Source organism: Streptomyces yangpuensis (assembly GCF_001005295.1).
Classification (GTDB): Bacteria; Actinomycetota; Actinomycetes; order Streptomycetales; family Streptomycetaceae; genus Streptomyces; species Streptomyces yangpuensis.
In genome coordinates, this window is the sequence record NZ_LBMK01000003.1 from 343621 (window position 1) to 355951 (window position 12331).

The 12331-nt window shown below is 73.0% G+C and carries 12 protein-coding genes; 8 read left to right on the forward strand and 4 right to left on the reverse strand.

Annotated features, from left to right (window positions below; genetic code table 11):
• Positions 1–136: 136 nt before the first annotated feature.
• Positions 137–796: a response regulator gene (locus AAT21_RS16840; RefSeq protein ID WP_046777694.1), complete on the reverse strand. Its 660-nt coding sequence runs from the start codon at positions 794–796 to the stop codon at positions 137–139.
• Between the two features lie 326 nt (positions 797–1122).
• On the opposite strand from AAT21_RS16840, the gene pdhA reads away from it, so the two are divergent.
• The 6 genes from pdhA (at position 1123) to AAT21_RS16865 (ending at position 6840) form a co-directional block, all read left to right on the forward strand.
• Entirely contained in the window at positions 1123–2322 is a 1200-nt protein-coding gene (pdhA, locus tag AAT21_RS16845; protein WP_030956672.1) for a pyruvate dehydrogenase (acetyl-transferring) E1 component subunit alpha, read from the forward strand.
• 5 nt (positions 2323–2327) lie between these two features.
• Positions 2328–3308 carry an alpha-ketoacid dehydrogenase subunit beta gene (locus tag AAT21_RS16850; RefSeq protein WP_046778403.1) on the forward strand — a complete coding sequence of 327 codons (981 nt, stop codon included), beginning with the start codon at positions 2328–2330 and terminating at the stop codon, positions 3306–3308.
• A gap of 13 nt (positions 3309–3321) precedes the next feature.
• Entirely contained in the window at positions 3322–4761 is a 1440-nt protein-coding gene (locus tag AAT21_RS16855) for a dihydrolipoamide acetyltransferase family protein (RefSeq protein WP_046777695.1), read from the forward strand.
• A gap of 117 nt (positions 4762–4878) precedes the next feature.
• Complete coding sequence (locus AAT21_RS16860; RefSeq protein ID WP_079025756.1) at positions 4879–5814, forward strand: GNAT family N-acetyltransferase; 936 nt, start codon at positions 4879–4881, stop codon at positions 5812–5814.
• A gap of 37 nt (positions 5815–5851) precedes the next feature.
• Entirely contained in the window at positions 5852–6022 is a 171-nt protein-coding gene (locus AAT21_RS37600) for a hypothetical protein (RefSeq protein WP_157879727.1), read from the forward strand.
• A gap of 53 nt (positions 6023–6075) precedes the next feature.
• On the forward strand, positions 6076–6840 hold the full coding sequence (locus tag AAT21_RS16865) for a hypothetical protein (RefSeq protein ID WP_046777696.1): 765 nt from the start codon (positions 6076–6078) through the stop codon (positions 6838–6840).
• 20 nt (positions 6841–6860) lie between these two features.
• Here the strand turns inward: AAT21_RS16865 and AAT21_RS16870 are convergent, their stop codons facing one another.
• Entirely contained in the window at positions 6861–7277 is a 417-nt protein-coding gene (locus AAT21_RS16870) for a PPOX class F420-dependent oxidoreductase (protein ID WP_046777697.1), read from the reverse strand.
• Between the two features lie 75 nt (positions 7278–7352).
• Positions 7353–8558, reverse strand: a complete 1206-nt coding sequence (locus AAT21_RS16875) for a DUF1266 domain-containing protein (protein ID WP_046777698.1) — start codon at positions 8556–8558, stop codon at positions 7353–7355.
• Between the two features lie 218 nt (positions 8559–8776).
• Between AAT21_RS16875 and AAT21_RS16880 the strand changes: the two genes are divergently transcribed.
• Entirely contained in the window at positions 8777–10648 is a 1872-nt protein-coding gene (locus AAT21_RS16880; protein ID WP_235438895.1) for a C1 family peptidase, read from the forward strand.
• A gap of 15 nt (positions 10649–10663) precedes the next feature.
• The gene (locus tag AAT21_RS16885) at positions 10664–11023 is read left to right on the forward strand and encodes a protease inhibitor I42 family protein (RefSeq protein WP_046777700.1); all 360 of its coding nucleotides are present in this window, start codon (positions 10664–10666) and stop codon (positions 11021–11023) included.
• On the opposite strand, the gene AAT21_RS16890 is transcribed toward AAT21_RS16885, so the two are convergent.
• Complete coding sequence (locus tag AAT21_RS16890) at positions 10995–12185, reverse strand: DUF418 domain-containing protein (RefSeq protein WP_107081336.1); 1191 nt, start codon at positions 12183–12185, stop codon at positions 10995–10997. The two genes, AAT21_RS16885 and AAT21_RS16890, sit on opposite strands and share 29 nt — an antisense overlap.
• Positions 12186–12331: the final 146 nt, after the last annotated feature.

The following is a 12331-nucleotide window of genomic DNA, read 5'->3' on the forward strand; positions in this document are numbered from 1 at the left end:
GCCCGTTCTCATGGGCGCCCCGTCAGAAGGCGCTCCCGCACAGCCGTTCGGGATTCCCGTTCCGGTGAACCGCACCGACCGGAGCGGAGCGTCCGGGAATTGGAATTGTCGGCTCCGTACGCCCCTGGTAGGCCTTCTAGCGCTTCTCGGCCTGCAGGCGGGCCACATAGGCGGCGGCCTGGGAGCGGCGCTCCATGCCCAGCTTGGAGAGCAGGCTGGAGACGTAGTTCTTGATCGTCTTCTCCGCCAGGTGCAGGCGCTCGCCGATCACGCGGTTGGTCAGGCCTTCCCCGATCAGGTCGAGGATTTTCCGCTCCTGCTCGGTGAGGTTGGCGAGCCGGTCGTCGCCCTGGCCGCTCTTGCCGTCCCGCAGCCGCTCCAGTACGCGGGCGGTGGCGACCGGGTCCAGCAGCGACTTGCCGGCGGCGACGTCACGCACGGCACTGAGCAGCTCGTTCCCCCGGATCGCCTTGAGCACATAGCCCGAGGCGCCGGCCATGATCGCGTCGAAGAGCGCCTCGTCGTCGGCGAACGAGGTCAGCATCAGGCACTTGACGTCCTCGTCCTGGGAGCGCACCTCGCGGCACACCTCCACGCCGCTGCCGTCCGGCAGCCTGACGTCGAGAACGGCCACGTCGGGGCGGGTGGCGGGAATACGGACCAGGGCATCGGCGGCCGTACCGGCCTCTCCGACGATCTCGATGTCCTCCTCGACCGAGAGCAGCTCGTGGACGCCCCGACGGACCACTTCGTGGTCGTCCAGGAGGAATACCTTGATTTTTCCGTCTTCGCGCACGAAGTCAGTTTCACACACTCACCCCTTCCCTGCCGGAGTTACCCGGGATAACGTGCCGTTGTTCCCGGCCCCTGCAAGGCTGTGACCAGTGGTTGTTCCCGCCGCTGCGGATTTACTTGGAAATCCAAGCAAAAACGCAGGTCAAACGGGGTTTCGCAGTTATGCGGCGCACTGGGTAACGTGCATTGCGCAGGGCACTCGCCGGGACGCCTGTCACGCCTGAATCCCGTACGCGACGCGCACCCACCCCGTGCGCTCGTTACGGATGCAGGTGAGCCGCACTGGACCCCGGAGAACCCGGGTGCCGGACCGACGGAGGAGCACAAGTGACCGTGGAGAGCACTGCCGCGCGCAAGCCGCGACGCAGCAGCGGCACCAAGCGGGCGGCAGGTGCGGCGAGCGCCGCCAAGCCCGCCGCTGCCACCGCGCAGACGCAGGACGCTGAACCTCAGCTCGTACAGCTGCTGACGCCCGAAGGGGACCGCGTCGACAACGCGGAGAACGCCGAGTTCGCCCCCTTCGTCGCAGACATCACCACCGAGGACCTGCGCGGCCTGTACCGCGACATGGTCATGACCCGCCGCTTCGACGGTGAGGCGACCGCCCTGCAGCGTCAGGGCGAGCTGGGCCTGTGGGCCTCGCTCCTCGGCCAGGAGGCCGCGCAGATCGGCTCCGGCCGGGCGCTGAACGACGCGGACTACGTGTTCCCGACCTACCGTGAGCACGGTGTGGCCTGGTGCCGCGGGGTCGACCCGACCAACCTGCTCGGCATGTTCCGCGGTGTGAACCACGGCGGCTGGGACCCGAACCTGAACAACTTCCACCTCTACACGATCGTCATCGGCTCGCAGACGCTCCACGCGACCGGTTACGCGATGGGCGTGGCCAAGGACGGCGCCGACGCGGCCGTGATCGCCTACTTCGGCGACGGCGCGTCCAGCCAGGGCGACGTGATGGAGGCCTTCAACTTCTCCGCCGTCTACAACTCCCCCGTGGTGTTCTTCTGCCAGAACAACCAGTGGGCGATCTCCGAGCCGACCGAGCGCCAGATGCGCGTGCCGCTCTACCAGCGCGCGCAGGGCTTCGGCTTCCCCGGCGTCCGCGTCGACGGCAACGACGTGCTGGCCTGCCTGGCCGTGACCCGCTGGGCGCTGGACCGGGCGCGCCGCGGCGAGGGCCCGACCCTGGTCGAGGCGTTCACGTACCGCATGGGCGCGCACACCACCTCCGACGACCCGACGAAGTACCGGCGGGACGAGGAGCGGGCGGCCTGGGAGTCCAAGGACCCCATCCAGCGCCTGAAGGCCCACCTGCTGGCCACCGGGGGCGCCGACGAGGCGTTCTTCGAGGAGCTGGAGGCCGAGAGCGAGGCCATGGGCAAGCGCGTGCGCGAGGCCGTGCGCGCCATGCCCGACCCGGACACCATGGCGATCTTCGAGAACGTCTACGCGGACGGGCACGCGCTCGTCGACGAGGAGCGCGCCCAGTTCGCCGCCTACCTCGCGTCCTTCGAGGGTGGGGAGTGACCACCATGGCCATCGAGAAGATGTCGATCGCGAAGGCGCTCAACGAGTCGCTGCGCAAGGCCCTGGAGCAGGACCCGAAGGTCCTGATCATGGGTGAGGACGTCGGCAAGCTGGGCGGTGTCTTCCGGATCACCGACGGTCTGCAGAAGGACTTCGGCGAGGAGCGGGTCATCGACACCCCGCTCGCCGAGTCGGGCATCGTCGGTACCGCCATCGGCCTGGCCCTGCGCGGCTACCGGCCGGTCGTGGAGATCCAGTTCGACGGTTTCGTCTTCCCCGCGTACGACCAGATCGTCACGCAGCTCGCGAAGATGCACGCGCGCGCCCTGGGCAAGATCAAGATGCCGGTCGTCGTGCGCATCCCGTACGGCGGCGCCATCGGCGCGGTCGAGCACCACTCGGAGTCCCCGGAGGCGCTCTTCGCGCACGTCGCGGGCCTGAAGGTGGTCTCCCCGTCGAACGCCTCCGACGCCTACTGGATGCTCCAGCAGGCGATCCTCAGCGACGACCCGGTGATCTTCTTCGAGCCGAAGCGCCGCTACTGGGACAAGGGCGAGGTCGACACCGAGGCCATCCCCGGCGAGCTGCACAAGTCGCGTGTGGTGCGCGAGGGCGCCGACCTCACCCTGGCCGCCTACGGCCCGATGGTGAAGGTCTGCCTGGAGGCGGCGGCCGCGGCCGCCGAGGAGGGGAAGTCGGTCGAGGTCCTGGACCTGCGCTCGATGTCCCCGGTCGACTTCGACGGGATCCAGGCGTCGGTGGAGAGGACCCGCCGGCTCGTGGTCGTCCACGAGGCGCCGGTCTTCCTCGGCGTGGGTTCGGAGATCGCCGCCCGCATCACCGAGCGGTGCTTCTACCACCTGGAGGCGCCGGTGCTGCGCGTGGGCGGTTTCCACGCCCCGTACCCGCCGGCCCGCCTGGAGGACGAGTACCTGCCGGGCCTGGACCGGGTGCTCGACGCCGTCGACCGTTCGCTGGCGTACTGAGGAGCCACGTTCCATGACCATCCGCGAATTCAAGATGCCCGACGTGGGCGAGGGCCTCACCGAGGCCGAGATCCTCAAGTGGTACGTCCAGCCCGGTGACACGGTCACCGACGGCCAGGTCGTCTGCGAGGTCGAGACGGCCAAGGCCGCCGTCGAGCTGCCGATCCCGTTCGACGGCACCGTGCACGCGCTCCTCTTCGAGGAGGGCACCACGGTCGACGTCGGCCAGGTGATCATCTCGGTGCAGACCGCAGGCGCCGCCGCCGACGCCCCGGTCCAGGAGGCCGCCGCGCCCGTCGCCGACGCCGCCCCGGCGGCTCCGGCTCCGGCCGCCGAGGAGCCCGTCGCCGAGGCCCGCCAGCCCGTGCTGGTCGGCTACGGCGTCTCCACCGCCTCCACCAAGCGCCGCCCGCGCAAGGCCCCGGCGGGCACGGCCGCGCAGAACGGCACGGCGGCCCCCGCCGCCGCTCCGGCCGCCGCTCCGGTGCTCCCCGCGGTCCCGGCGCAGCCGGGCGGTGAGCGCCCGCTGGCCAAGCCGCCGGTGCGCAAGCTCGCCAAGGACCTCGGCATCGACCTGGCCTCGGTGGTACCCACCGGTGACGGCGGGGTCGTGACCCGGGAGGACGTCCACGCGGCGGCCGCCGCGGCGATCGCCCCGCAGGCCGCGCCCGCGGCGGCGCCCGTCGCGCCGCAGGCCCAGGTCCCGGCCCCGGTGGCCGAGGCCGCCGCCGCCCCGGCGGTCGAGCCGTCGGCGCGGGAGACCCGTATCCCCGTCAAGGGCGTCCGCAAGGTCACCGCCCAGGCCATGGTCGGCTCGGCCTTCACCGCGCCGCACGTCACCGAGTTCATCACCCTCGACGTGACCCGCACGATGAAGCTGGTCCAGGAGCTCAAGGACGACCCGGACCTCGCGGGCTTGCGGATCAACCCGCTGCTCCTGATCGCGAAGGCCGTCCTGGTCGCCATCCGCCGCAACCCGGACGTCAACGCGTCCTGGGACGAGGCGGCCCAGGAGATCGTGCTCAAGCACTACGTCAACCTGGGTATCGCGGCGGCCACCCCCCGCGGGCTGATCGTCCCGAACATCAAGGACGCGCACGCCAAGACCCTGGGCGAGCTGTCGGAGTCCCTGTCCTCGCTGGTCGCCACGGCCCGCGACGGCAAGACCTCCCCGGCGGACATGCAGAACGGCACGATCACCATCACCAACGTCGGCGTCTTCGGCGTCGACACCGGTACGCCCATCCTGAACCCGGGCGAGTCCGCGATCCTCGCGGTCGGTGCGATCAAGCTCCAGCCGTGGGTCCACAAGGGCAAGGTCAAGCCCCGCCAGGTCACCACGCTGGCGCTGTCCTTCGACCACCGTCTCATCGACGGCGAGCTCGGCTCCAAGTTCCTCGCCGACATCGCGGCGGTCCTGGAACACCCGCGCCGGCTGATCACCTGGTCGTAGCGGACACGAGCACGCAGCACGACACCGATGGCCGGTCTCCCCCGAGGAGACCGGCCATCGGCCGTTCCCGCGGGGAAAGCCCTGGCCGGCGCCGCAGGGTCGTGTGATCATCTGCGGATGATCTTCCGTGCCGCCACCGCAGGCCCCGCAGACCTGGACCGCGCCGTCGCCCATCCGGCCGACGGCCCCGTCCCCGCCCTGACCGCCGGGAGGATCCGCGAGGAGCTCGCCGCGAACCGGATCCGCCCCGAGTGGATCCGGACCGCCGAGGACGAGGACGGGCGGATCCTGGCCCGTGCCGTCTGGTGGGGCCGGGCCGACAGCGAGCAGCCGATCGCGCTGGACTGCCTCCAGGTCGCGGCCGGGGTGGCCGACCCGGCCGCGGTCGCCGCCGGCCTGCTGGACACCGGCCACTGCGCCTTCGGCGGGATACCCGGCTACAACATCTCCCTGCCCCGCGGCTGGCGGGACGACCCGGAGCTGGCCGCGGCGGTCGCCTGGCGCCGGGAGGCAGCGCACCGGACCGGGCTGACGCGCGAGATCGAGCGGCTGCGCTACGAGTGGACCCCGGCCGCCGGGACGGCGGAGCCCACCGGCCGGCTGGTCTTCCGCGAGGGCACCGACGAGGAGATGCTGGACGCGTTCGCCCGGCTCTCCCGCGGCAGCCTCGACCTGGCCACGCAGCACGAGCTGGAGCTGATGGACGCCGAGCAACTGGCCCGCGAGGACTTCGACTTCTACCTCGGCTGCCCCGGCGAGCGCTCCTGGTGGCGCCTGGCCCACCTGCCCGACGGCCGCCTCGCCGGTCTGGCCGTGCCCTCGGCGACGCCGTACCACCGCAACGTCGGCTACCTGGGCGTCGTACCGGAGCAGCGCGGCCGGGGCCTGATCGACGAGGTCCTCGCCGAGATCACCCGCTTCCACGCGGCGGCGGGCGCCGAGCGCATCACCGCGACCACGGACACCGTGAACCTGCCGATGGCCGCCGCCTTCGACCGGGCCGGCTACGAGGTCACCGAGATCCGCCTCGTACTGGAAGCGCCCGAGCGGTGAACCGAGCCGGCCTCGTCCCCGGCCCCCGGCCCTGCGCATGACGGGTCTCGCCGCCGGCCACCCCGATGGCGGCGACCTCGTACGCCCGGGCGCGGGCGGCGGCGGGCGCCTGCGGGTCACGGTGACCGGCCCCAGCCGCAGCCTGGGCTTCTCGGCCGCCGCCTCCGCCGTCACCCGCACGCGTATCCACCTCCAGGGCTCCTTGTGAGCACGGCCCGAACCTCCGGGAGGTAACCTGCCGCCCGGGGAAGGGGGCCGGGGTTGTCCATCGCCGAACTGCAGGTCTACTCGGTCGAGGAGGCCGACGTCACGGGTGGCGTGTGCGTGGTCCGCTGCATCGGCGGGACGGCCCGCACCGGGCAGGTCTACGCCGTCGGCGAGTCGCGGATGGGCCTGCGCCGCATCGAGCGGTACGGACGGGCCGTCGGCTCCTTCGACGCCGGACACACCGCGAAGGTCCACTTCACGGGCGCCATGGTCGCGCTGCTCTCCCGCGGGCAGGTGCTGACCTCGGTGCCGCCCGACGGGCACTCGCTGGAGGACCTGGAGGCCTGGCTGTCCACCGCCCCGCCGCTGGACGACGAACCCCACCCGCGGACCCTGCGGGTCCTGGCCGGCGTGCGGATGCGCGACGAGCGGCTGCCGGACGAGGTCCGGCTGCGCTGGGGCCGGGTCGCCCTGGCGGCCACCCACCGCTGCGCGGCGGCCGAAGCCATGCCGGAACTGGTCAAGGCGCCCGAAGTGGCCTGTGTACGGGGCTACTTGATCCAGCAGTTCGGCCCGGACCGCGGCGGCGACCCGGCGGCCCTGTGCCGGGAGCTGCTCGCGCTGATCGACCTGGCCCCGGCGCAGGCGGCGGCGCAGGGCCGCGTCTGGCGCGACCTCCCGCACCACCGCATCCGGCACCTGCGCCGCATCAAGTCCCTGATCCCCTGGCTGACGGCCGTCCGCCCCCACCTCGCGGACGGCGACCCGCTGTCGGCCTCGGTCGACGCCTGGACACAGGTCAGACCCCTCCTGCCGTAGGTGCGCGGGCCGGGGGTGCCTCAGTCCTGGCGGGCGGCGTTGCCGAGGACCTTGGCCGGGGTGATGCGGACGACCACGCGGACGTTCTCGGGCGGGGCGTCCTGGTACTCCTTGCCGGCGCCCGGGCCCATGTACTCCTCGGCGATCCGGACGGCCACCACCCGGCCGACGTCCTCGGTGACCGTGGCCGTGCCGCGGATCTCGGCGTAGAGGAAGGGGTTGGCCAGGTCGAAGACGGTCAGGCCGACCCGGCCGTCGCGGACGATGTTGCGCTCCTTGCGGCGGCCCTGCTCGGTGGAGATCAGCAGGTCGCCGCCGTCGCGGGTCACCCAGATCACCGAACTCTGCGGGCTCCCGTCGGGGTTGATGGTCGACAGGACGGCGGGGTGCGGCGCGTCGAGCAGGCCCCGCACGGTTTCGTTCAGCTCAACAGTCATGAAGCAGAGGCTAGTTGCGGGGCGGTGCGGGCCGCGGGCGGATTCCGGCCCGGGCCGCCGACTACCCGAGGTCGGTCATTTCCAGGGGATGTTGCGCCACGGGCTGGCGGGGTCGGTGGTCAGCGTGACGTGGGCGGCGAGGGCGCCCGTGTACCAGGTGCCGAACTCCTCCTCGTCGAAGTGCAGGCACCGGCCGAGCACATACCCGGCGGAGAACTCCTCCCACGAGCGGTACGTGCTGCGGGCCGACTCCCCGGCGCGCAGCACGGCCTTCTCCGCCTCGTGCAGGGTGCCGTAGCGGCATCCGATGCCCCAGCGGGCCATCTGGGAGGCGCGGCCGAGGTCCCAGGCCTCGACGGAGCGGACCCAGCCGTCCTCGGGGAGCAGTCCGTCGGCCCGGAAACGCTGTTCGTAGCGGGCTATCCGGCCGATGAGCCGCTTGACGCCGGCTATCTCCCCCTCGACCTCGGCGGCCGGGCGGGGCCGGGCGACGGTGACCCCCTCGGGGGTGAGCCGGGGCTCGGCGGCGCGTTCGGCGTTGCGGCGCATGCTCGCCTCGGCGGCGTGCCGCCAGTGCTCGACGTCCACGGGTCCCGCGAAGTCGGAGGCGAGGACGCGGCGCACGCGCAGCGCGAACTCCCAGACGGGGCTGACCACCGTGGTGTTCAGGAGCTCTTCGAGGGTGGCGAGCCAGTCGGCCCGGTCGGTGATGCCCCAGCTCTTCGCGACCCGGTGGCGCTCATGCTGGTAGCCGCTGCCGTGGTAGGCGAGGGCGTTCCAGAACTCGCCGTTCGTGACGGCGAGATGCGCGCCGACGGCGAGGCCGTGGGCGATGTCCCCGTGCAGGGGGCCGCCGGTGAAGAGGGCGTGGATCTTGCCGTCGGGCAGGCCGTAGCACGGCGCGGCGTCCGCGTGCGCGCGCCAGCGGGCCAGGTCGGCGGGGGTGGTGGTGAGGTAGGCCTCGGCGGGGGAGCCCGGATTCACGGCGAGGAAGGCGGGATCGCCGGCGGCCCACACCGTGGAGAACCATCCCAGGCTGCGGGACTCGAAGACCGTCTCGGGGGTGGGCGCGGGCAGCATGCCGGCGGTGCGGACGACGATCATGCGGTCCGGGGTGGGGTGGAAGAAGACCGACCCGGGGTGGGCGTCGGACTGCACCCGGGGCTGCACCAGGTAGAGCTGGGCGCGGGCGAGCACATCGAAGTACGCGGCCCAGTCGCCTGCGTTCTTGGCCTCGTACAGCTCTCTCTCGATGACGCTCGGCGCGATCCAGGTGCCCATACGGGGACCTTATACGGCCACCTCCGCGGGGAGACCGGCCCGTTCCGGCTCCCCCGGCGGGCGGGGCCGGGCGGGGGTGGGGGCACGCTCCCCTTGTGCCACCGCGCGACCGTGCGGACCCCCTTGACGGCCTTCGGCGGCGGAGGGACGCTCCCCGGATCTCTGATCCGAACGGTTGCAGCCGGGGGGCCGTCATGCCGCAGGAGTCTGTTCAATCGGTGGGGGAGTTGCGTGCGCAGCTGATCGCGCGGGGGGCGCGCTGGTCGGTGCTGGAGCACCTGGCCGACGAGGAGCCGGTACCGCGGCCCTCGCTCGGTCTGGAGCCCGGGGCGAACCTGACGCCCGCCGGGGCCGTGGGCCCGGTCGACCTGGCGGGGCTCATCGGGCACGCCAGCGGCAACCCGCACCTGACCCGGCGCCGGGCCGCCCACGGCCTGCTGGGCGCCGCGCCGCGGACGGCGGCGGGGGCCCGGCCGGCCGCCGTGGACTGGCGCAACCGCTGGGGCTGGCCGTGGATCACCAAGGTGAAGGACCAGAACCCGTGCGGTTCCTGCTGGGCCTTCGGCGCCGCCGGCCTGGTGGAGTCCATGGCCCGCATCGAGCACGACGTGTGGGCTAAGCGCTCCGAGGGGGACGTCCACGACGGTCTGCGCTTCAGCTGCGGCCAGGGCAGCAACCCGGAGACCGCCCTCGACTGGATCACGGCGAACGGCGGTCTCGCCGACCCGGACTGCTGGCCGTACAGCATCCCGCCGGCCGGGCTGCCGGCCGCCCGCCGCGACGCCTGGCGCGCCGAGTACACGCCCAGTTGGGACCGTTCCGGCCGGACCGTCCGGGTCACCGACTACGTCCGGCTCGGCGATGTCGAGCAGCAGAAAGTGTGGCTGGACACGGTCGGCCCGCTGACGGCCTGTTTCGACGTCTACGACGACTTCTTCGGCCTCGGCTCCGGCGTCTACCACCGTACGAGCGACCGTCTCGCGGGCGGCCACTGCGTCCTGGTCGTCGGCTACGACGACGCGGCGGGCTGCTGGCTGTTCAAGAACTCCTGGGGCACCGGCTACCACGTCGGCGGCTACGGCCGGATCGCCTACGGCGAGGTCAACATCGACTACTGGGCCAAGTGCGGCCTGCGCGGCACCAACCCCGACCCGTGGACCAAGCGCCGCCTGCACACCGGCAACGTCTACGAGAGCGGCAACGGCCGTGCCCACCGCAACTTCGAGCTCCTCGCCACCACCACGGGCGCCCGCCTCCAGCACTGGTGGCGCGAGGGCGACGCGCCCTTCGCGTGGGCCCGCGCGCGCACCTTCGCCCACGACGCCTCCGGCCAGCCGGCCTTCACCGGGACCACCTACAACCGCAACATGGAGTCCCTGCACGTGACCACGGGCGGCCGGCTGCGCCACTGGTACTACGAGCAGTCCGCCGGAGTGTGGCGCGACGGCGGTGCCTTCGGCCCGGGGGACGCCGCGATCGGATCCACCCCGGCGTTCATCCAGAGCGACTACGGCAAGCCCGGCAACTTCGAGGTGGTGGTCCGCACCGCCGACGGCCGCCTGAACCACTGGTGGCGGATCAACGGCGCCCCCTGGACCTGGAACGACGGCGGCCGCTTCGCCTCCGGCATCGCCCACTACGGCCCCGCGCTCGTCCAGACCCGCGCGCGCCACCTCGACCTCGTCGCCGCCCGGACCGACGGCCGCATGCAGCTGTGGTGGCGCGACGACCCGAACGGCTTCGTCTGGCGCGCCGGGGAGGTCTTCGGCAGCGGTACGCCCGCGATCTGCGCGCCCTGCCTGATCGAGGGGCAGTACGGGGCCGCCGACGAGGACACCGCCGGGAACTACGAGCTGTGTGTGGCGGTGGCCGGAGGGCAGGTGGAGCACTGGTGGCGCGGCAACGCGGGCGGCTCCCCGTGGCGGCGCAGCGCGGTCTTCGGCCACGACGTCGCCGCGGTCACCGGGATGCTCCAGGGCAGCTTCGGGTTCAACCTGGAAGTCGTCGTCCTGCGCACCGACCGCCGCCTCCAGCACTACTGGCGCGACGGCGCGGGCTGGCACGAAGGGCCGGTGATCGGCCCCGTCTGAGAGGACCGGGCGGCCGTGGAGGTACGCAGGGTCGTGCTGCGCCCCGGTGAGACGTACGCGGTACGGCTCACCGGGCGGGGCGCGCGCGGGTACGTGTGGACCTGGCGGGTCACGGGGGACGCGGACGTGGTGTCGGTGGCGCCGGGGCCGCGGCCGGCCTCCCCCGGCGCCGCCCCGGGCGCCGCGGTGGAGCTGAGCTACGTCGTCAGAGCCCGGCCTCCGGGCGGGGGCCGGGCCAGGATCCGCTTCGCGCAGGTACGGCCGCCCTACCCGGACGAGGCGCCGTACGACGAGTACGTGCTCGACGTCGAGGTCACACCGGGCGAGGTCACGCCGGGCGGCGGGGTCACGCCGGGGAGCGGCGGCGCGGGCTGAGGACCTTGTGCTGCAGGGCCTCCAGGGGGCCGCGGTCGAAGCGGCGCAGCCACAGCCGGGACCCGGCGGTCAGCACCAGGCTCACGCCCGCCCACAGGCCCATCACCCACCAGGGGCCGCTGCCGCCGAGCCGGTCGGCGAGGCCCAGCCCGATGCCGTAGCAGAGCAGCATGCACAGCAGGTTCTGGGCGACGTAGCAGGACAGCGCGGTGCGGCCGACGGAGCCGAGGGCGCGGGTCGCGGTCGCCGGGATCCACAGCCGGTCCAGGGCGATGCCGATCAGGCCCACGTAGCCGAGGGCGAGCAGCGGCGCGGCGCCGTAGCGGCCCAGGAGGAAGAAGTCGTCGCCGCCGAGGGTGGCCGCGGCGTTCAGCGGGAGCCCGAGGCCCAGGCCCCAGGCGGCCAGCCGGGTGCGGATGCTGCGGCCTTCGGCGGTGTCGGTGAAGGCGCCGGCGCGGTGCAGCCGTACGCCGAGGAGGAAGAGGAAGACCAGCAGCGCGAAGGAGAAGACGGGCTCGATGCGCAGGGCGACGGCGTTCTCCAGGCGGAAGGCGACCTGGGCCGGGTAACCGCCGTGGGCGTACAGCTCGGCGGCGGCCGCCTCGGGCCCGTCCGGCGCGGAGCCGGCCGTGGCCGTCGAGGCCAGGGTCGCCAGGGCGACCAGCGACAGGTGCACGCCGGCGGCCGTCCACAGGGCCACGCGGCGCACCTTCTCCGAGCGGGCCAGCAGCCAGGCCACGAGCAGGGCGGTCACGGCGTACCCCATCAGCACGTCCCAGGCGAAGACGAGGACGAAGTGGACGGTGCCCTCGACGAAGAGGAAGGCGGCGCGCTTCGGGTAGCGGCCGGGCCACCGTTCGCCGCGGCGGGCGGCGGAGTCGTACTGGATGGCCAGGCCGACCCCGAAGAGCACCGTGAGCAGGGCGAGGAACTTGCCGTCGGCGAGGAAACGGAAGACGGCTTCGGCGACGTTCGCCGCGGAGGGGTCCGCGATCGGGTCGGGTGCCCCCAGCCCGCCCTGGAGCACGCTCCACTCCGAGCCGGGGGAGGCGAAGATCCAGACGTTGGTCATGAGGGTGCCGAGGATGGCGGCGCCGCGCAGGACGTCCAGGAGGGGGAGCCGGGTGGTCGTACGGACCACCGGGGCGAGTGTGTCGGCCATGACTTCAGGCTCCCGGCGCACCGGGCCGGGTACGTCGTGCGGGCGGACGAAGGCGCGGTACATCCTTCGGTGCAGGCGGGCGCGGGCGAGGTCGGAGAAGCCCCCGGAGCGCCTCCTGCCACGGGACGACGCGAGGTGGCGGGAGT